Below are 18,455 nucleotides of genomic sequence, written 5' to 3'. Positions count from 1 at the left end.
CGCAGGTGTCACCGAGCGTCACTTCCTTCCAGGACCCGCACGAGAAGTCGATGGGGCCGACTTCTCGTGCGGGTCCTGGAACCCTTTCGATCGATGCCTGTCGAGGTTGGAGGGGAGGTGCGTCGTGTCGGTGTTCGATGCGGCTGGACGGGTGCAGTTCGGCGCTTGACCCCCGCGAGCTCCGGCCGAAGCGGTGTGTCGCCGGGTTGCATGGGCCTGCGCCTCGGCGCGGGGCGTGCCGGTGTCCTCCACGGTCCCGGACCCGACGAATGAAAGAGCACCATGGCAGATCGCCACCCTCGCAACCGCACCGGCCGCCGCCCCCTCCGCCGCGGGCTCGCCGCCGCCGTGTTCGCGGCCGCAGCGCTGCTGGCCTCGGCGGGACCGGGATCCGGCACCGGCGCGGCCGCCCTGGCACCCGGCACGCAGTTCACGCCGCTGACGGCGGCGGTGATGACCGAACCGGCGCCGTTCGAGGCCACGGACGGCAGGACGCACATCTCGTACGAGCTGCTCACCACAAGTGCACTGTCCAGCAGCACCCCGCTGCGGCTCGACCAGGTCGACGTGCTGGACGCCCGCAGCCACCAGGTCGTCGGCTCGCTGAGCGGGCAGCCGCTGGCCGAGGCCGCCAATCCGGTGGGCGACCCCCTGCCGGGTGCGGACGGGTACACCCCGGCGCCCCCGGCGCCGACGCCGACCGTCATCCAGGGCTCCCAGCAGTGGATCATCTGGATCGACCTGGCCCTCGACCACGGTCAGCCGGTGCCCGAGGTGCTCGAACACCACCTCTCGGGTGCCGTCCTGACCCCGTCCGGGCCGTCCGCGTTCGAGGAGACGGTGCAGGCCACCCCGACCGCCCGTACCGCGCCGTTGAACCTGAGCGCGCCCGTGGTCCCCGGCACCTGGTTCGCCAGCGAGTCGTGCTGCGGCAACACCCACCACCGGCGCGGCCTCGCGCCGGTCAACGGCCGTTTCGGCGTGCCGCAGCGTCTCGCGATCGACTGGTACCGGGTGGGCGCGCAGGGGCAGGCCTGGGAAGGCGACCCCGGGCAGCTCGCCAGCTACCTGAGCTTCCGCCAGCCGGTCGTGGCCGCGGCCGGCGGCCGCGTGGTGGAGGTCCAGGACGGAGTCCCGGACAACCCGCCGCCCGTGACGCCGCCCGTCCCGCCGATCGCGGACACCGTGGGCAACCACGTCACCGTGGAGGTCGCGCCGGGCCGCTACCTGCTCTACGGCCACCTCGAAGCCGGGACGCTCCACGTCCGGGAGGGCGACTGCGTCGAACCCGGCCAAGTCCTCGGGCTGATCGGCAACAGCGGCAACTCCACGACGCCGCACCTGCACTTCCAGGTGATGACCACGGCCGAGTTCTTCCCGACCGACAGCCCGCCGTTCACCTTCCGGGAGTTCCGCGTCCTCGGGCAGGTCGAACCCCGGATCTGGGACGACAACCTGGGCCTGCAGCCGACCGGCGTCCTGCCGATCGCGCCCTCGCCGTACGACGGACCTCACCGCGCGCGGTACCCGCTCGATCGGGAGGTGCTGGAGTTCTGACCGGCCCTGGACTCCGACTCCCGCAACCGGCCCCGCCGCCTCCGGACTTGCCCCGTCCGGAGGCGGCGGGGTCAGTTGTCCGGGCTGTGCCTCAGGCCTGACGGTGCGCCTGCTGTGCGTGGCGGCGGAAGGCCTCGGCGGAGACACGGGTGTAGAAGCGCCGGATCCGGTCCGAGGAGCCGGGGACCCGGAGGTATTCGCGGCGGGTGGGGTCCCAGATGCCCCAGCATTCGAGGAGGAGGAAATGGGGGCTGCGGGAGTCGATGAGGCGGATCTCGTAGGCGGTCACGAGGTCTCGTTTCTGTGCACCCAGGTGAGGGCCCGGTCGTAGGAGTAGAAGCGGAGAGGCTCGGGCCGGGGCGGCAGGGCGCGGACCAGGCGGCGGGTGCGGTGGCTGTAGACGAGCCAGGTGGGGCAGGCGGTGTTGGCGGCGCGGATGATCGTGAAGCGGCGGGCGGTCACCGGCGGGCCACCTGGATGAAGCCGCCGGCCTTCTCGACCTGGCGGGAGAACTCGTGGAACTCGCCGTCGAGGGGCGAGATCGTGGCGTTGCTGGGGACGAGCAGTGCACCGGATCGGGCGGAGCGGATGCGCTGGAGGGCGATCTGGAGCTTCGGCCGGGAGTCCGGGGGAGTGTGGGAGTCGTCGTCGATGACGGTGAGGCAGACGCCCCAGTTGAAGGCCAGGGCGTACTCCTCGCAGCTCCGCATTTCGAGTTCGGGGAAGGTGGGGCCGGTCTTGGTCAGGTAGATCACGACCTGGAGGCGTTCGACGGCCTCAACTCGGGGGGTGTGAAGGGCGCGTGGGGGCGTGCGGCTGTTCAAGGTCCGCTCCTCTCCGTATTGGAACGACTACCGGTAGTGCTCACTGTCGTCTACGCTGGGGAACCGTTCAACTTGTCTGCGTATCAAGTGGATTTGGGCGTGACCTGTGAACCGCAAGGACCTTGACCCGACGTCATCTCCCCGTGAGGCGTTCGGCGCGCTACTTCGCAGCTCGCGTGAGGCGATCGGCTGGACCCAGGAGGATCTGGCCGAGGCCATGGGCTACTCGGACAGTTACATCTCGGCGGTGGAAACGGGTCGCAAATCCACCAGCCGTGACTTCGTCAGAGCGGCGGACAAGGCTCTCGGGACCGGCCAGACCCTGGAGTTGATGTGGGTCGGAATGCGGCACAAGGGGTTCCTGGAGGGTTTCCCCGAGCACGCTGCGCAGGAGGCCCGGGCGTCGGAGATCAGGATCTTCGAGCCGAACCTCATTCCTGGGCTGTTCCAGACCAAGGCCTATGCTTCCGCGCGAGAGGCGGCTTCGGTGCAACGAGGGAGCAGTACGCAGGACCAGGCTGACGAACGAGTGCGGTTCCTCGTAGCGCGGCAGCGGCTTCTCAAGCGTGCTGAGCCTCCCCTCATCCGCGCAGTGATAGACGAGAGCGGCCTGCGGCGCTCCATTGGTGGTGCCGCGACGATGCGTGCGCAACTCGACCACCTGGTAGAGATGATGGCCAGGCCGAATGTGATCTTCCAGGTAGCTCCGTTCGGTCTGGCCGAGCAAGTCCCGTTCCGAGCCGTGGTCACGTTGCTGACGTTCGCCGACCGCTCGGTGGTCGGGTACACGGAATCTGCGGAGCAGGGATATGTCGTCCGCGACGACAGGACTGTCAGGATGTGGGAAAGGGCCTACGATCGGTTGCAGGTAGAGGCGTTGGCCACACCCGCGACCCTCGAACTGATCCACAAGGTTCGAAAGGAACTCTGACCCATGACTCGTCCAGACCTGTCCCGCGCCACATGGTTCAAATCGTCGCACTCGGACAATGGCGGCACCTGCGTAGAGGTCTCTTCGGACTTCCCCGGCGTCGTGCCGGTTCGTGACTCGAAGGACCCGGAGGGGCCCGCCCTTGTCTTCCCTGCCGACGCGTGGCAGGCGTTTGTTGCGTCCGCCGCCGCCGGCGAGTTCGGCTCTATCTGACACGCCACCGAGGGCGGGAGGGCCCAGTCCTCCCGCCCGGCCCGCAGCTCGCTCAGGGCATCGGCCAGGAGTTCGCCGGGGAGTCCAGCCATGCCTGGTGATGTCCTTCCGCCGTGACGGAAAGCCCGAACCGTTCAGGCCCCGGCCGGCCGTTGGTGATCCACCACGTGTGGGCCGCTTCCACCTCGTCCCACAGGCGGCGCGGCCCGTACTGCCGGACGGTGAACACGTCCTCGTCACCCCCGTCGTGGTCCACGGCCGCCCACGACGAGCGGTCCGTGCTCGCGATCCACAGCCGGTCGGCCACGCCCTCCGCCGGGGCCTCCTGCCAGGCGTGCCAGATGTCGCCGATCCGGTGGCCGATCGCGAACGCCGCCTCCCCGTGGACGACCACACGGCGGGGCAGCACCGTTTCGGACACCTCGGCTTCGTGGTCGTCCCTGACGACCTCGCGGAGCAGGTCGACGTCATCGCGCTGCGTCCGCATGAGCATGAACGAACTGTCCGGGCTGAACCGACCGACCGCCGTTCCGTCCTCCCCGACAGTGAGCCGTAGCAGACCCCAGCAGATCCACGGGTTGTCCCACGGCGTGAGGATCACCCCGCCGTGTCTCGTCTGGTCGATCCACGGCCGAGGGATGCGTCGCACCGAACACGTCGACACGATGCGGTCGTACGGCGCGCCTCCCAGCCGAGTGCGCCGTCCCCGCACACCACCTCCGGACCGAAGCCGACGGCGCCGAGAGCGGCCCGGGCATTGCTCCCGGTGGACTCGGTTCCGCGTAGTCGCATGTCAGTGGCCCCTCATCCTGGCGCGTGGACGGGCGACGTGTCCGGGCTTCGGGCAAATCTGACCGCTCGCCGTGACCCCCGCGCGGCATTGACAGCGGGTGGCCCTCGGCTGAATGCTAAGCAAGCGCTTAGTCATCGATCTTCCTTTCCCTCCCAGGAGCCGCCCGATGCCCGAGACGACGCCCGCCGATCCGCCCGGCTTGGACTCGGGCCTCCTCCGTGCCCACCTGGACCGTGAGCTGCCCGGCCTCGTCCAGGGCCCCCTCGCGGCCTCCCTCATCGAGGGCGGGCGCTCCAACCTGACCTACGTCCTCACCGACGGCGCCTCCCGCTGGGTCCTCCGGCGGCCGCCGCTCGGGCACGTGCTCGCCACCGCGCACGACATGGGCCGTGAGTACCGCGTCATGACCGCCCTCCAGGACACCGACGTCCCCGTGCCCGGCACGCTGCACCACGACCCCACCACCGACGTCCTGGGTGCGCCCTGGTACCTCATGGAGTACGTCTCCGGCGTCGCCCACCGGGACGCCGCACCCCTGACAGCCCTCGGCGAGGACCGCGTCCACGCCCTCGGTCGCCGCCTCGTCTCGACGCTCGCCGCCCTGCACCGCATCGATCCGGCGGACGTCGGCCTGGCCGACTTCGGGCGCCCCGACGGCTACCTCGAACGGCAGCTCCGCCGCTGGTCCACCCAGCTCGCCGCCTCCCGCAGCCGCGACCTCCCCGAGCTCGACCGGCTCCATGAACTGCTGGCCGAACGCCGCCCCGAATCGCCCGCCCCCGCCCTCGTGCACGGCGACTACCGGCTCGACAACGTCCTCGTCGACGACACCGACGCGATCACCGCCGTCCTCGACTGGGAGATGTCCACTCTCGGCGACCCCCTCACCGACATCGGGCTCCTCGTGATGTACAGCGAGGTCGCCGGCGTCGGCGGTGGCATCATCCCCGCCGCCATGACCGCTCCCGGATTCCCGTCCAGCGGCGAAATGGTCGCCCATTACGCCGAGGTGACGGGACGTCAAGCCGAGGACCTCGACTGGTACGTGGCCTTCGCCGCCTTCAAGCTCGCCGTCGTCGCCGAGGGCATCCACTACCGCTTCCAGCAGGGCCGCACCCTCGGCGCCGGCTTCGAGCGGGCCGGCGAGATGGCCCCGATCCTCGCCCGGTACGGCCTGACCACCCTGAAGGAAGAAGCCTGATGGACTTCGCCTACGACGCCCGCACCAACCAGCTCCGCGAGCAGCTGCTCGCGTTCATGGACGCGCACGTCTACCCCGCCGAGCCCGTCCTCGAAGAGCAGCTCGCCGACCCCGCCCGCCCCGCCTGGAGCGTCCCGCCGATCGTCGCGGACCTTCAGGCCGAGGCTCGCAAGCAGGGGCTGTGGAACCTCTTCCTGCCCGGTGACGAGGGAGCCGGTCTCACCAACCTCCAGTACGCCCCGCTCGCCGAAATCACCGGCCGCAGCCCCCAGTTGGCGCCGCCCGCGTTCAACTGCGCCGCGCCCGACACCGGCAACATGGAACTCCTCGCCCAGTTCGGCAGCCCCGAGCAGCGCGAGCGCTGGCTGCGGCCGCTCCTCGACGGCGAGATCCGCTCCGCCTTCGCGATGACCGAGCCCGACGTCGCCTCCTCCGACGCGACCAACATCGCCACCCGCATCGAGCGCGACGGCGACGAGTACGTGGTCAACGGTCGCAAGTGGTACATCACCGGCGCGATGAACCCGCAGTGCCGGATCCTCATCGTCATGGGCAAGACCGACCCGGCCGCCGCCAAGCACCGCCAGCAGAGCATGATCCTCGTGCCGCGCGACACCCCGGGCGTCACCGTCAAGCGCGGCATGAAGGTGTTCGGCTACGACGACTCCGACCACGGAGGCCACGCCGAGGTGCTGTTCGAGGACGTCCGCGTCCCGGCCGAGAACCTGATCGGCGAGGAGGGGGCCGGCTTCGCCATCGCCCAGGCCCGCCTCGGACCCGGCCGCATCCACCACTGCATGCGCGCCATCGGCATCGCCGAGCGCGCGCTGGAGCTGATGTGCCGCCGGTCGATCCAGCGCGCCGCGTTCGGCCGACCGCTCGCCGACCAGGGCGTCGTGCAGGACTGGATCGCCGAATCCCGGGTCCGCATCGAGCAGTTGAGGCTGCTCGTGCTCAAGACCGCCTGGCTGATGGACACCGTCGGCAACCGCGGCGCGCACACCGAGATCCAGGCCATCAAGATCGCCACCCCGGTCACCGTCGAGTGGATCCTCGACAAGGCCGTCCAGGCGCACGGCGCCGCCGGCGTCAGCCAGGACACCCCGCTCGCCCAGCTGTGGGCCGGCAACCGCACGCTGCGCCTGGCCGACGGGCCGGACGAGGTGCACAAGCGCTCGCTGGCGCGCCGGGAGCTGAAGAAGCACCTCTGACCGGAGGGACGTCATACCGGGGTACTACAGGCCGACTTGGCACCCCGGTATGACGGTTTCCGGCCCTCCTCGCCCGTATCGTCCCCCGTGTCGGGAACGAAGACGGAACCGAACGAGGAGGAACGGCGATGAACAGGCGAGGACGGGCCGTGGCGGCCGTGCTGCTGGCGGCGACGGCCACACTGGGCGTGGTGGCCGCACCGGGCGCGGTGGCGGCCGCGGGGCAGGGCGCCACGCAGCAGGCGAGGGCCTGGCTGCCGCAGCCCACCGGCCCGTACCCGGTCGGGACGACGTCCCTCCAGCTCACGGACGACCGCCGGGACGACCCCTGGAAGCCGGGGCAGGCCCGCAAGCTGATGATCAGCTTCTGGTACCCGACCGCCCGGCCCGCCACCGGCGACGACCGCGCGCCGTACATGGTGCCCAGCGCCGCCGACCACTTCGGCAGCGCCGGGAGCGTCGGACAGAGCGACTACGGCTTCGAGCCCGGCCGCACCGACTGGGCCGACGTCCGCACCCACGCCCGCCCCGACGCGCCCACCCTCCCCGGCGGGAAGCGGCCCGTCGTGCTGTACTCGGCGGGCTTCGGCGACCCGCGCACGTGGGGCACCGGCCTGGTCGAGGACCTCGCCTCGCGCGGGTACGTCGTCGTCACCGTCGACCACACCTACGACGCCTCCGAGGTCGCCTTCCCCGACGGGGACCTCGCGACCTCCGTCTTCCCCGCGCTGATGGCCCAGCCCGGCCTGGACATGGAGGCCGTCCTGCGCAAGACGCTCCAGACCCGGGTCGACGACACCCGCTTCGTGCTGGACCGGCTCGCCGGGCTGCGCCACGACAAGCGGCTGCCGCCCGGCCTCGCCGCCTCCCTGGACCTCGACCGGATCGGCATGGTCGGCCATTCCGGGGGCGGCTCCACAGCCCTCCAGACCATGCACGACGACCCCCGCCTCAAGGTCGGCGTCAACCTCGACGGCCAACTGCACTTCCCCGGCCCGGACGGCACCGGCGTCAACCTGACCAGCGTCGCCGCGGACGGCCTGACCCGGCCCTTCCTGCTCATGGGCACCCAGAACCCCGACTCCGGCAGCTACCACCGGCAGCCCGGCTGGGACGCCCTGTGGCAGCACAGCACCGGCTGGCACGCCGACGTCACCCTCACCGGCTCCCGCCACAGCTCCTACACCGACGCGCAGTCCCTGCTGCCCCAGCTGGCCCGCCAGGGCGCGATCGGCCACGACAAGCTGACCGAGGACGTCGGCGACGTCCGCCCGGACCGCGCGGTGGAGGCCACCCGCTCGTACGTGGCCTCGTTCTTCGACCGGTGGCTGCGCGGCCACGACGACCACCTCCTGGACGGCCCGTCGCCGCGCTTCCCCGAGATGGTCTACGAACGCTGATCGGCTGCGAACGCCGATCAGCGGATCTCGGATCCGGGGTTGGCGGCGTCCCACTCCTCCCGCGAGGCGACGATCGCGTCGTGGTGCTCGTAGGACCAGTCCGTCATCGCCCGCACCAGGTGGGTCAGGCTGTGGCCGAGGGGCGTCAGCTCGTACTCCACCTGGGGCGGGACGGTCGGGTGGACGGTCCGCGAGACCATCCCGTCGCGCTCCAGGCGGCGTACCGTCAAGGTGAGCATCCGCTGCGAGATTCCCGGCAACGCGCGCTGCAGCTCGCGGAAGCGCCGTACGCCGGCGGCGAGTTCGACGATCGTCAGGACGGACCACTTGTCGCCGAGGCGGTCCAGCAGGTCGCGGATGCCGCAGTCCACGCCGTCCTCGCACCAGACCACGGGGCGGAGGGCGGTTACCGCGGTGTGCCCTACTGACATGAAAGTGCCTCCTTACGCCGAGTGGGCAGGCTATCGAGGATGGTTGCGAAGCCAACGCCGATCATCCCCCGGAGGGACCCCATGCTGCTCGTCACCGGTGTCAACGGCGCCCTCGGCGCCCTCGTCCTGGAGCGCCTGCGCGGGCGGGAGGGCGTCGTCGCCGGCTCCCGCACCCCCGAGGCCCTGCCGGACGGCACCCCCGCCCGGCTCGTCGACTTCGATCGGCCGGAGACTCTGAAGAAGGCCTTCGTCGACGTCCGCACCCTGCTGCTGATCTCGGCCGGCGCCGCCGAGGACGACGTCGTGATCGCCCGGCACGGCGCGGCGATCGCGGCGGCGGAGGAGGCGGGCGTCGAGCACGTCGTGTACACGAGCCTGTCCGGCGACGGCGACCACCTGCCCTACGCGCTCGCGCACCGCTGGACGGAACGGCGGCTGCGCGGGTCCGCGGGCCTGCGCTGGACGGTGCTGCGCAACGGGCTCTACGCCGAGTTCCTGGCCGCGATCGCCGCGCCGGACGCGGACGGGGTGATCACCGCGCCGCTCGGCGACGGCGGGCTCGCGGCGGTGGCCCGGGCGGACCTGGCCGAGGTCGCGGTCGGCGTGGCCCTCGCACCCGCCGAACACGCCGGCCGGACGTACGAGTTGGTGGGGGAGCGGGCGATCGGCGGAGCGGACCTCGCGGCGGCGACCGGCGCCGAGTACCGCCCCGCCACCCTCGCCGGGACGAGGGCGGCGGTGGCGGCCTCGGACGCGCTGGACTTCCAGGTGCCGATGGTGGTGGGCACCTACTCGGCGATCGCCCACGGCTTCCTGGCCGGTCCGGGCGCCCCGGGTGACCTCGCCGCCCTCCTCGGCCGCCCGCCCCGCCCGGCGCTGGACGTCATCGCCGCGGGCTAACCACCGAGGACGACCAGGCGCCCCACGCTCCGCCCGTCCGCCACCCGCTGCACCGCCTCGGCGGCCGACGCGAGCGGGAGGCGGGCGCTGACCAGCGGGCGGACGACGCCCGCCTCGGTCAGCTTGGTGAGCTCCTCGTGCGCCGCCTGGACGGTCTGCGGGGCGTGCGTGTTGTAGAGGCCCCAATGCAGGCCCAGGATCGCGTAGTTCTTCACCAGGGCGTGGTTGAGCGCGGGTGCCGGGATCTGCCCGGCGGCGAAGCCGACCACGACGATCCGGCCCTCGAAGGCGATGCACTTCGTCGAGCCGGTGAAGGCGTCGCCGCCGACCGGGTCGAAGACGACGTCGGCGCCGCGGCCGTCCGTCACCTGCTTCACGACGGCGACGAAGTCCTCGGCCGTCCGGTCCACGACGACGTCGGCGCCGAGCGCGCGGGCCGCCTCCGCCTTGGCCGGGCCGCCGACGACGGCGATCACCCGGGCCCCGGCGGCGCGGCCGAGCTGGACGGCCGCGCTGCCGACGCCGCCCGCCGCCGCGTGCACCAGCAGCGTCTCGCCGGCGCGCAGCCGGGCGCGGCGGTGCAGGGCGAACCAGGCGGTCTGGTAGCCGATGTGCAGCGCGCTCGCCTCGGCGTCGTCCAGGGCGTCGGGGGCGGGGAACGCGGCGGCGGCGTCGAGCAGCGCGTACTCGGCGAACGCGCCGTGCGGCAGCACGGGGTTGCCGATCAGCCGCTCGCCGCGCCGGGCGCCGGAGACGACCTCGCCGCACAGTTCGACGCCGGGTGTGAACGGCAGCGGCGGGCGCACCTGGTAGTGACCGCGGACCATCAGCGCGTCGGGGAAGTTGACGGCGGCCGCGCGCACCCGGACGAGCAACTGCCCCGGCCCGGGCGCGGGCTGGGGGACGTCCTCGACCAGCTTCATCACGTCGAGCGGCTCGCCGAGCTCGCTCACCTGCCAGGCCTTCACAGCGCGTTGCTCCTCTCGAGGCCCTGCTGGAGCCGGTTCATCGATCCCAGCCAGCGGTCCGGATCGGTGGCGCGGGCGCGGTAGTAGTCGGCGACCTCGGGGTGCGGGAGGATCAGGAAGCGGTCCTCGCGCAGGGCGGTGAGGGCCGCCCCGGCGACGTCCTCGGGGTCGAGGGCGGTCGGCGCGAGCAGGGCCTCGCCGACGGCGCCGGTGCCGGTGAGCATGTCGGTGCGCACGCCCTGCGGGCAGAGCGCGTGGACCTGGATGCCGCGGTGGCGGTAGGTCGCGGAGAGCCATTCGGCGAAGGCGAGCGCGCCGTGCTTGGTGACGGCGTACGGGGCCGAGCCGAGCATGCTGAGCAGTCCGGCGGCGGAGACGGTGGCGAGGAAGCGCCCCCGGCCGCGCTCCAGCCAGCGCGGGAGCAGGAGGTCGGCGGCCCGCACGTGGGCGAGGACGTTGACCTCCCACGCGCTGGCCCAGGCCGCGGCGGGCGCGTCGGCGCCGCCGATCGGGGCGACGCCCGCGTTGGCGCACCAGACGTCGATCTCGCCGACGGCCTCCCGGGCCCGCCCGACCAGCTCGGCGAGACCGTCGGCGCAGGCCGCGTCGCCGGGCAGGGCGGTGCCGCCGATCCGGGCGGCGACGGCGCCTGCGGCGTCCGCGTCCAGGTCGTTGACCACGACGTGCGCGCCGGCCTCGGCGAAGGCCGTCGCGAGGGCGGCGCCGATGCCGCGTCCGGCGCCGGTGACGACGACGCCCTGTCCCACGAAATCGACGTCGGCGGCTGCGGAGGGGCTCACATCCCACCGCCCAGCGTCACGCCGCCGTCCAGGACGACGGTCTGGCCGGTGATCCACCCGGCGTCGGGGGAGAGCAGGAAGGCGACGGCGCCGGCGATGTCCTCGGGCACGCCGAGGCGGCCCAGCGGGTACTTGGCGGCGACCTTCTCCTCGCGCCCCTCGTACAGCGCCTCGGCGAACTTCGTCTTGACGACGGCGGGGGCGACGGCGTTGACCCGGATCCCCTGCGGGCCGAGCTCGGCGCCGAGCTCCGCGGTGAGGCGGATCAGCGCGGCCTTGCTGACGCCGTACATGCCGATGCCGAGGGAGGCGCGGATGCCCGCGACGGAGGCGACGTTGACGATCGACCCGCCGTGCTCGCCCATCCACGCGGCGTGCGCCCGGCGGGTCCAGGCGAGCGGGGCGAGCACGTTGACGGCGAGGATCTTGGCGGCGGCGTCCGCGTCGGTGTCGAGCACCGGGCCGTAGACCGGGTTGATCCCGGTGTTGTTGACGAGGTGGTCGAGCCGTCCGAAGGCCTCCAGGGTGCGGGTGACGGCCTCCTCCTGGTGAGCCGGGTCGTCGGACTTGCCGGCGACGGCGATCGCGTTCTCCGGGCCGCCCAGGTCGCGGACGGCCTCGGCGAGCGGTTCGGGGGTGCGGGCGGTCAGGCAGACCCTGGCCCCACGGGCGACCAGCTCGCGCGCGATCCCGAGGCCGATGCCCCGGCTCGATCCGGTGACGACGGCCACCTTGCCCTTGAAGGAGTGCACCACGGAGGGTCCTGCCTTTCGCGCGGTTCGACGGGAGGATCAACGGTGAGAGGAGCGCTGACTAAGCGCTTGCTCAGCATGGTGTCGGTGGGGGAGCCTGTCAACAGCCCGCCCGGGCCGCCCGGGCCGGTCGGGGCACCCCGCGCGAATGCCCGTACGAGCTCCCGGCGACGATGATGCGAGGATGACGCCATGACCAGCACGCCCATCGCCGACCTCTGGCCCGCCCCGACCGGCGGCACCGACTCCCGCCCCGAGGCGGCGTACCGGCTGCTCCAGGCCGCCGTCGAGTCCTTCGCCGAGCGCGGCTTCCACGCCACCACCACCCGCGACATCGCCACCGCCGCGGGGATGAGCCCGGCCGCGCTGTACATCCACTACCCGTCCAAGGCCGCGCTGCTCGCCGAGATCAGCCAGGCCGGGCACGCCGCGACGCTGGCGCTGGTCCGGCGGACGGCGGCGGGCGAGGGGGAGCCGGCGGAGCGGATGCGGCGGCTGGTCGAGGAGTTCAGCGCCTGGCACGCGCGGGGCCGGATGGTCGGCCGGGTGGTCAACTACGAGCTGCACGCGCTGCCCGAGGACGCCTATGCCGTCGTCGCCGCGCTGCGCCTGGACATCGAGCGCGAGGTGAGCGCGCTGATCGAGGAGGGCGTCGCGGCAGGCGCCTTCACCGTCTCCGAGGTGCGCACGGCCGCGCGCGCCGTCACCTCGCTCGGCATCGACGTGTCCCGCTGGTACACCGACCGCAGCACCGAGACGCCCGAGGAACTCGGCCGCCGTTACGGTGAGTTGGTGCTCCGGATGCTCGGCGCGCAGGTGTGAGCCGTCGGGCCCGTCCCGCCCGCCCTTGACCCTGTCTTCGACGGCGCGCAGACTCGTATACGAAGTACGTGTGCCTCGTAGCTCTACATCGCAGGTGTACATCGCCACCCCTGGTGCCATGGCCCGACGCCGCAGCACCGCCGGGACCGGCGAACTCCCACGCGATCCCGAAGCAGAACCCGAAGCAGAACCCCGAGCAGACCCCGAGCAGAACATCCCCCGACCCGGGCCGGCCCGGCCGGTCGGTCACGACGGCGTGCGCAGCCGACCCGGGCGTTTGGAGAAGGGGGGCGCAGTGATGCCCATCCAACGCGCCCAGCACACGAACACGAGTACGAACACGAGAATGAACACGGTCCGGCTCCGTTTCTGGCTGGAGACCGCCCTCGGCAGCCTCTCCGGGCTGCTGTTCCTGATCACCCTGGTGTGGCCGCAGTGGATCGAGACCCTGCTCGGCGTCGACCCGGACGCCGGCAGCGGCGCCGCCGAGTGGCTCGTCGTCGCGCTCGCCGCGGCCGTCACCGCCGCCTGCGCCTTCGGCGCGCGGACCGAGTGGCGCCGGACGCACCCGTCCGCCGCCCGCGCCGCGCGCTGACCGCGCCACCGAAGGAGGATCGCCATGACCGATCCCACACCGGCCGAAGCCCCCGCGGTGCCGCCCGGCGAGCTCACGGACCTCGTCCGGCGTACCCCGCTGAGTTTCCTCGGCACGGTCACCCGCACCGGCGGCACCCCGCTGCCCGGTCTTCCGGCCGACGAGCACACCGCCGTCATCAAGGTCGACCACGTCCTGCACGCGCCCGACGCGTTCCGGCGGCTCGCCGGCAGCCAGGTCACCGTGCAGTTGCTGGCCGACGCCGCCCCGCTCGCGGTCGGCGACTCGGCCGCGTTCTTCACCGAGGGCCTGTACTACGGCAGCGGCCTCGCCGTCAGCGAGGTCGGCCGCCTGCCCGCCCACGCCGTCCGCCCGCACGTCGCCCTCGCGGCGACGACCGCGGACGAGATGCCGTTCTCCGCCGTGCTGCGCCGGATCCACCGGCAGGACCTCGCCACGCACGCCCGGGAGGCGGACGCCGTGCTGCTCGGCACGGTGTCCGGCCTGGAGCGGATCGACGGCTCAGGCCACTACTCCGAGCACGACCCCGACTGGTGGCGCGCCACGCTGGACGTCCAGCACGTGGAGCACGGCGCGATCTCCGCCGACAGCGTCTCCGTGCTGTACCCCAACAGCCGCGACCGCCACTGGAACCACGTCCCGAAGCCGAGGGCCGGCCAGGCGGGACTGTGGATCCTGCACGCCACCGAGGGCGATCGGCAGCAGCTGGCGCCGTACGCGCTGCGGGACGCCGACGACTACCAGCCGGCGCACCGGCTCGCCGCGCTGCGCGAAGGGATGTGAGCCGGCATGCCCAGGTTCACTGTCGTCAACATCACTCCCAAGTCGCTGAGCGGCGAGTCCGAGCAGGACTCCGAGCCGTTCCTCGCCGTCAACCCCGAGAAGCCCGCCGAGATGGTGGCGACGGCGTTCACCCCCGCCCCGCTGCACGGCAAGTCCGCCCCCGTCTACGTGTCCACGGACGGCGGCGCCACCTGGTCGCTGAACACGATCGTCCCCGGCGGAGGCGCCATCCAGGGGCACGGGTTCGGCACCGGCGACATCACCGTGGCCTTCGCGGACCGCGGCGGCACCCTGTACGCGGGGATCCTGAACGGCGTGGCCGCCTTCCTGCAGGACAGGACGATCCTGCAGATCCTCCGCACGCCGTCCGTCACCTCGACCGCGCCGATGAAGGTGCTCGTCAACCGGGACCCGGTGGACCAGCCCTGGGTCGTCGCCGACACCGTCGCCGGCGACGGCGGCGACCGCGACCGCGTCTTCATCGGCAACAACAACTTCGCCCACAACCCGCCGAGCCCGAGGACGGCCACCGTCGACGTCTCGGGCGATGCCAGGGCGGCCGCCGGACCGGCCGGCTTCGCGCCGGCCGGCATCGAGCGGCGCACCCCGGCGCAGCAGGACGGCCCGCCGGTCCGGTTGGCCCTGCACCCCGACGGCACGGTCTACGCGGCGTTCGAGAGCTGGACGACGGACAAGGCCGTCAGTCAGCAGGTCTCGGACGTCACCTTCGACGTCGTCGTCACCCGCGACGACAGCGCCGCCGCCGGAACCGACCCGTTCCAGGACCTCAAGGACGCCACCGACAGCACTCCCGGGCAGCGGGTGGCGACCGGCTGCTTCGTGGTGTTCGGCGGCGGCATGGGCCAGGAGCGCATGGGCGGCGACCTCACGATCGCGGTCGATCCGACGGACGCGAACAACGTGTGGATCGCCTGGTGCGACCGTGTCGGCGGACCGAAGGGCATCGACAACACCCTGCACGTCCGGCGCTCGACCGACCGCGGCCAGAGCTGGGCGAAGACCCGCGACGACCTCACCGACGTGAAGAACCCGGCGCTGGCCGTCAACTCCCAGGGCGTGATCGGCCTGGCCTACCAGAAGTTCGCCGACAACCAGTGGACGACGATCCTGGAGACCACCGCCGACAGTTGGAGGAGCGCGCCGGAGACGACGGTGCTCCACCAGGCCCCCGCCGACGTGCCGCAGGCCGTCGGACTTCCCTACCTCGGCGACTACATCCGGCTGCTCGCGGTCGGCGCCGACTTCTACGGCATCTTCTCGGGCAACAACACCCCCGACAACGCCAACTTCCCGGTGGGCGTGAGCTACCAGCGCAACGCCGACTTCACCACCCACCGGCTGCTCGACGTCGACGGCACGCCCGGCGTGCCGGTGTCGATCGACCCGTTCTTCTTCCACCGGGCCGCCTGATCTCCTGCCCGGCCCACAACCCGGGTGCCCGCCACGAGCGTTCGTGGCGGGCACCCAGCTGTCGGGCACTGTGGTCTGTGTGGTGAGCGTGCCTCCTCCGGACGCCCGGACGTCTACGCGGTGGCCAGGCAGAAGCCGACGAGGCCGGCGTCCACGTCGAGGACGATCCGTTCCATCTCCGCCCACGGCGGGTGGAAGCTCGTGCCCCACTCGACGGTGAAGCCGAGCACCTTGCCCCGGTCGGGGTTCACGAAGTGCCGGGCGAACGCGTAGTCGTCGCTGGTCCCGCTGGTCGGGTAGAGGTGGAAGCCCGATTCGGGTTTGTAGGTGCGGCCGCGCACGCCGGCGACCGCCTGGCAGAAGTGCTCGGCGAGCAGCACGGCGCTGTCGGCGTCGGTCTTCTCGATGTACTCGGCGTAGGTCACGTCACCGGGCAGGCCGCGGGTGTGGTCGTAGGCCGGGTTGCGGAAGTTCATCGAGGGGTCGGCCGACTGGTTCTCGTCGTCGCCCCAGTTGTACAGCATGTCCTCGGAGTAGCTGTGCACGTCGACGAGCCACCTGGTGCCGGGGTAACGGTCCAGCAGCGCGCGCACGTTGCGGGTCTCGGGCTCCGAGAAGGCGCTCGGTCCCGCGTACACCTGCGGGTCGCACGGGCTGGCCGACACCTGCGGGGTGGCGGTCGGGGCGAAGGCGGTGGCGAAGTCGAAGAGGAAGTCGTAGTTGCGGTTGATGTCGACGCCCACGCAGGCGGGATCCCGGCTGGCGCCGCCGTAGGCCGGGTTGCGGTTCTTGCGCCACATCGGGTCGACGGTCTGGCTGTGCAGCCGGCCGTCCGGGTTGACGAGCGGGAACAGCACGAGGTCGAGGCGGTGGAGCAGCACCTGCACCTGGTCGGCGGTGTAGTGGCAGCCGCCGTAGGCCAGGCCGGTGCCGCCCTGGTGGGCCTCCAGGAGGTCGGCGGCGAGGTGGACGAGGATCTCGCAGCTGCCCCACTCGCGGGCGTGCACGCCGCCGATCATGAGGACGCAGTCCTTGCGGGCCTGCGGGTCGGTGGTGATCCTCAGGGCGTGCGAGGTCCTGCCCTCGACGGAGGCCTCGGGCAGGGTGACGAGCTCGGTGAGGCCCGGGTAGGAGGTGGCCAGTGCGGTCACCGCGGACTCGACCTCGGCGATGTTGAGGTACGGCATGACGGCTCTCCTCCCCGGTCAGCCGGGGAGCTTGGCGGCCAGGCCGCGCGGCACGGCGCCGCCGGCGAACCGGTTGCCGGTGCCGACCTCGGCCTGGGCGGCCCGGCCCTCGGCGCTGGCGTTGCCGGTCCTGGTGACCGTGATGCCTTCGCGCTCGAGGGCGGGGATCCGCTCCTCCGGGACGTACGCGTCGATGCCGACGCTGCCGTCGGCCTCGACGCCGGGGCGGCCGCCCGTGTCCGGGCGGAGCTCGCGCAGCAGGGCGCGCAGGGCGTCCGCGTCCCTGGCCGTGAGGCGGACGCGGAGGATGTCGTTCGGGAGTGGTTCGTTGGGAACGGCGGACATGATGGCGGCCTCTTCCGGGCGCGGGGGATATGTCCGACGTGTACCTCGTATCCTCAGGATGCGCCGCCGCCGTAGAACCCGTCAAGCGGGGCCGGGGGCATCCGGTCGAGCAGGCCGTCCAGGCCGGCCAGCAGCTCCGCCTCGTCGTCGAAGTCCGCGAACCGGGGCACCAGCGCGCGCAGCCGGGGGTACTCGACGGCGGACAGCCGGTGCAGGCCCAGGCGCAGCGCCGGGTCCGGCTCGGCCGCGTTGTCGACGACCTGGCGCTTGTCGACGAGCATGCTGCCGAGGCTCCAGGCGACGAAGGAGCGGTAGACGGTGAGGGCGGCGGCGTCGTCGAAGCCGGCCCGGCCGAGGACGGCGAGGATGTGCTCGGTGAGGTCGAGCTGGGAGGCGGGCCGGCGGGACATCGGTATGGCGAGCGGGCGGGTGGCGACGAGCGGCAGGATCTCGGGGTGGGCGTGCGCGACCGCGGCGAACGTGCGCGCGATGCGGCGCAGTTCGGCGCGCCAGCCGGGCTCGGGGGTCTGTGCCGAGCCGCGCAGGCGCTCGTTGACCTCGGCGAAGTAGGCCTCGACCAGTCCGTCGAGCAGGGCTTCCTTGCCGGGGGTGTAGCGGTAGAGGGCCATGGACTCGACGCCGAGCTCCCCGGCCAGGCGCCGCATGGTGAGCGCCGACAGCCCTTCGCGGTCGACGAGCGCGACGGCCGTGCGGAGCACCAGCGGACGGTTCAGCCGCGGCCGCTTCTCGGGGCGGCCGGAGGTCGGCGCCTCCCTGTCGCGGCCGTCCTGCCCGGGCGCGTCCTGCTCGTCCTGCTCGTCCTGGTCGGCCATGTCCGCACTCCTCCGCGGTGGGGGGATACCGAGGGGTGTCCAGGGGATGTGAGTCCAGGATACAAGGTAAATGTGCTACCGAATCGGATGAATTGCTCCGAATCGGGAGGAACAAGAGACTTCAGGCCGCTCCGGCGGGATCAGCCCGCACGCACGAGGAGGCGCGGCCCGGTCCGGCAGCGCCCCGCCGGTGGCGAGCGGGAGCTGCCGGCTGCGGAGGCCGCGAACGCGGCGGCGACGAACACGGCGATGCCGCAGCCGGCGAGGGGCCCCTGGGACGAGCTCGGCGCTCACGCGTGGGAGCGGTCGGGCCTCCGGGGGTGACGGCGCCGCTGCTGGACCCGGGGCGGTCGGGCTGCGGGGGTCGGCGGCAGCGGGCGGGCGGAGGTCCTGGTCGTGCCCCGATCCTCGGACTCCAAGTGCCCACCCGGGAACCGGTTTTCCGAGCCGTTCGGTT

The 18,455-nt window shown here is 72.5% G+C and carries 22 protein-coding genes and 1 pseudogene; 11 read left to right on the top strand and 12 right to left on the bottom strand.

The features are described 5' to 3' along the window. Nucleotides 1-282 precede the first annotated feature (282 nt). Nucleotides 283-1,557: a M23 family metallopeptidase gene (locus PUR71_RS24680; protein ID WP_329929286.1), complete on the top strand. Its 1,275-nt coding sequence runs from the start codon at nucleotides 283-285 to the stop codon at nucleotides 1,555-1,557. A gap of 91 nt (nucleotides 1,558-1,648) precedes the next feature. Here the strand turns inward: PUR71_RS24680 and PUR71_RS24675 are convergent, their stop codons facing one another. Genes PUR71_RS24675 through PUR71_RS24665 form a run of 3 tightly spaced genes read right to left on the bottom strand, consistent with a single transcriptional unit; the run spans nucleotide 1,649 to nucleotide 2,381 of the window. Continuing rightward, complete coding sequence (locus PUR71_RS24675; protein WP_329929285.1) at nucleotides 1,649-1,846, bottom strand: hypothetical protein; 198 nt, start codon at nucleotides 1,844-1,846, stop codon at nucleotides 1,649-1,651. Beyond that, entirely contained in the window at nucleotides 1,843-2,019 is a 177-nt protein-coding gene (locus tag PUR71_RS24670; RefSeq protein ID WP_329929284.1) for a hypothetical protein, read from the bottom strand. Before PUR71_RS24670 ends, PUR71_RS24675 begins: the two co-directional genes overlap by 4 nt. Continuing rightward, entirely contained in the window at nucleotides 2,016-2,381 is a 366-nt protein-coding gene (locus PUR71_RS24665) for a hypothetical protein (RefSeq protein ID WP_329929283.1), read from the bottom strand. Before PUR71_RS24665 ends, PUR71_RS24670 begins: the two co-directional genes overlap by 4 nt. A 106-nt stretch (nucleotides 2,382-2,487) precedes the next feature. On the opposite strand from PUR71_RS24665, the gene PUR71_RS24660 reads away from it, so the two are divergent. Both PUR71_RS24660 and PUR71_RS24655 read left to right on the top strand, forming a co-directional pair. Beyond that, a complete protein-coding gene (locus PUR71_RS24660; protein WP_329929282.1) occupies nucleotides 2,488-3,312 on the top strand; it encodes a helix-turn-helix domain-containing protein in 825 nt (274 codons plus the stop codon). A gap of 3 nt (nucleotides 3,313-3,315) precedes the next feature. After that, nucleotides 3,316-3,525: a DUF397 domain-containing protein gene (locus tag PUR71_RS24655; RefSeq protein WP_329929281.1), complete on the top strand. Its 210-nt coding sequence runs from the start codon at nucleotides 3,316-3,318 to the stop codon at nucleotides 3,523-3,525. 52 nt (nucleotides 3,526-3,577) lie between these two features. Here PUR71_RS24655 and PUR71_RS24650 read toward each other — a convergent pair whose 3' ends face one another. Together PUR71_RS24650 and PUR71_RS41335 are read right to left on the bottom strand one after the other, a co-directional pair. Then, a complete protein-coding gene (locus PUR71_RS24650; protein WP_329929280.1) occupies nucleotides 3,578-4,018 on the bottom strand; it encodes a hypothetical protein in 441 nt (146 codons plus the stop codon). Nucleotides 4,019-4,120: 102 nt separating this feature from the next. After that, nucleotides 4,121-4,237, bottom strand: a pseudogene (locus PUR71_RS41335) (hypothetical protein); the annotation flags it as partial. Nucleotides 4,238-4,484: 247 nt separating this feature from the next. On the opposite strand from PUR71_RS41335, the gene PUR71_RS24645 reads away from it, so the two are divergent. The 3 genes from PUR71_RS24645 (at nucleotide 4,485) to PUR71_RS24635 (ending at nucleotide 8,130) form a co-directional block, all read left to right on the top strand. Further along, a complete protein-coding gene (locus tag PUR71_RS24645; protein ID WP_329929279.1) occupies nucleotides 4,485-5,519 on the top strand; it encodes a phosphotransferase family protein in 1,035 nt (344 codons plus the stop codon). Further along, nucleotides 5,519-6,730 (top strand): acyl-CoA dehydrogenase family protein, encoded by a 1,212-nt coding sequence (locus tag PUR71_RS24640; protein ID WP_329929278.1) that lies wholly within the window; start codon nucleotides 5,519-5,521, stop codon nucleotides 6,728-6,730. Before PUR71_RS24645 ends, PUR71_RS24640 begins: the two co-directional genes overlap by 1 nt. A gap of 128 nt (nucleotides 6,731-6,858) precedes the next feature. Next, on the top strand, nucleotides 6,859-8,130 hold the full coding sequence (locus tag PUR71_RS24635) for an alpha/beta hydrolase family protein (RefSeq protein WP_329929277.1): 1,272 nt from the start codon (nucleotides 6,859-6,861) through the stop codon (nucleotides 8,128-8,130). Nucleotides 8,131-8,147: 17 nt separating this feature from the next. Here the strand turns inward: PUR71_RS24635 and PUR71_RS24630 are convergent, their stop codons facing one another. Then, on the bottom strand, nucleotides 8,148-8,561 hold the full coding sequence (locus tag PUR71_RS24630; RefSeq protein ID WP_329929276.1) for a winged helix-turn-helix transcriptional regulator: 414 nt from the start codon (nucleotides 8,559-8,561) through the stop codon (nucleotides 8,148-8,150). 81 nt (nucleotides 8,562-8,642) lie between these two features. Here PUR71_RS24630 and PUR71_RS24625 point away from each other — a divergent pair, with 81 nt between their 5' ends. Next, the gene (locus PUR71_RS24625; protein ID WP_329929275.1) at nucleotides 8,643-9,461 is read left to right on the top strand and encodes an NAD(P)H-binding protein; all 819 of its coding nucleotides are present in this window, start codon (nucleotides 8,643-8,645) and stop codon (nucleotides 9,459-9,461) included. Here the strand turns inward: PUR71_RS24625 and PUR71_RS24620 are convergent. Genes PUR71_RS24620 through PUR71_RS24610 form a run of 3 tightly spaced genes read right to left on the bottom strand, consistent with a single transcriptional unit; the run spans nucleotide 9,458 to nucleotide 11,984 of the window. Continuing rightward, the gene (locus tag PUR71_RS24620) at nucleotides 9,458-10,429 is read right to left on the bottom strand and encodes an NADPH:quinone oxidoreductase family protein (RefSeq protein WP_329929274.1); all 972 of its coding nucleotides are present in this window, start codon (nucleotides 10,427-10,429) and stop codon (nucleotides 9,458-9,460) included. The two genes, PUR71_RS24625 and PUR71_RS24620, sit on opposite strands and share 4 nt — an antisense overlap. Further along, complete coding sequence (locus PUR71_RS24615) at nucleotides 10,426-11,229, bottom strand: SDR family NAD(P)-dependent oxidoreductase (RefSeq protein WP_329929273.1); 804 nt, start codon at nucleotides 11,227-11,229, stop codon at nucleotides 10,426-10,428. The genes PUR71_RS24620 and PUR71_RS24615 overlap by 4 nt, the downstream gene beginning before the upstream one ends. After that, complete coding sequence (locus tag PUR71_RS24610) at nucleotides 11,226-11,984, bottom strand: SDR family oxidoreductase (RefSeq protein ID WP_329929272.1); 759 nt, start codon at nucleotides 11,982-11,984, stop codon at nucleotides 11,226-11,228. The genes PUR71_RS24615 and PUR71_RS24610 overlap by 4 nt, the downstream gene beginning before the upstream one ends. A gap of 189 nt (nucleotides 11,985-12,173) precedes the next feature. Here PUR71_RS24610 and PUR71_RS24605 point away from each other — a divergent pair, with 189 nt between their 5' ends. From PUR71_RS24605 to PUR71_RS24590, 4 genes are all read left to right on the top strand, one after another. Next, nucleotides 12,174-12,803, top strand: coding sequence for a TetR/AcrR family transcriptional regulator (locus tag PUR71_RS24605; protein WP_329929271.1), 630 nt, complete (start codon nucleotides 12,174-12,176; stop codon nucleotides 12,801-12,803). A 346-nt stretch (nucleotides 12,804-13,149) separates the two neighbouring features. Next, nucleotides 13,150-13,398 carry an ABC transporter permease gene (locus tag PUR71_RS24600; RefSeq protein ID WP_329929270.1) on the top strand — a complete coding sequence of 83 codons (249 nt, stop codon included), beginning with the start codon at nucleotides 13,150-13,152 and terminating at the stop codon, nucleotides 13,396-13,398. A gap of 24 nt (nucleotides 13,399-13,422) precedes the next feature. Beyond that, nucleotides 13,423-14,202: a hypothetical protein gene (locus tag PUR71_RS24595; protein ID WP_329929269.1), complete on the top strand. Its 780-nt coding sequence runs from the start codon at nucleotides 13,423-13,425 to the stop codon at nucleotides 14,200-14,202. Between the two features lie 6 nt (nucleotides 14,203-14,208). Beyond that, the gene (locus tag PUR71_RS24590) at nucleotides 14,209-15,633 is read left to right on the top strand and encodes a hypothetical protein (RefSeq protein ID WP_329929268.1); all 1,425 of its coding nucleotides are present in this window, start codon (nucleotides 14,209-14,211) and stop codon (nucleotides 15,631-15,633) included. Between the two features lie 113 nt (nucleotides 15,634-15,746). Here PUR71_RS24590 and PUR71_RS24585 read toward each other — a convergent pair whose 3' ends face one another. Genes PUR71_RS24585 through PUR71_RS24575 form a run of 3 tightly spaced genes read right to left on the bottom strand, consistent with a single transcriptional unit; the run spans nucleotide 15,747 to nucleotide 17,998 of the window. Next, nucleotides 15,747-16,820: a M14 family metallopeptidase gene (locus PUR71_RS24585; protein ID WP_329929267.1), complete on the bottom strand. Its 1,074-nt coding sequence runs from the start codon at nucleotides 16,818-16,820 to the stop codon at nucleotides 15,747-15,749. Nucleotides 16,821-16,838: 18 nt separating this feature from the next. After that, nucleotides 16,839-17,165 (bottom strand): hypothetical protein, encoded by a 327-nt coding sequence (locus PUR71_RS24580; protein ID WP_329929266.1) that lies wholly within the window; start codon nucleotides 17,163-17,165, stop codon nucleotides 16,839-16,841. 53 nt (nucleotides 17,166-17,218) lie between these two features. Then, the gene (locus PUR71_RS24575) at nucleotides 17,219-17,998 is read right to left on the bottom strand and encodes a TetR/AcrR family transcriptional regulator (protein WP_329929265.1); all 780 of its coding nucleotides are present in this window, start codon (nucleotides 17,996-17,998) and stop codon (nucleotides 17,219-17,221) included. Nucleotides 17,999-18,455: the final 457 nt, after the last annotated feature.

Origin of the sequence: Streptomyces sp. SP17BM10, assembly GCF_036322405.1 — a bacterium.
Lineage (GTDB): Bacteria > Actinomycetota > Actinomycetes > Streptomycetales > Streptomycetaceae > Kitasatospora.
Note: the sequence above shows the minus strand (reverse complement) of the source record. Positions and strands in the feature narration are given on the sequence as shown.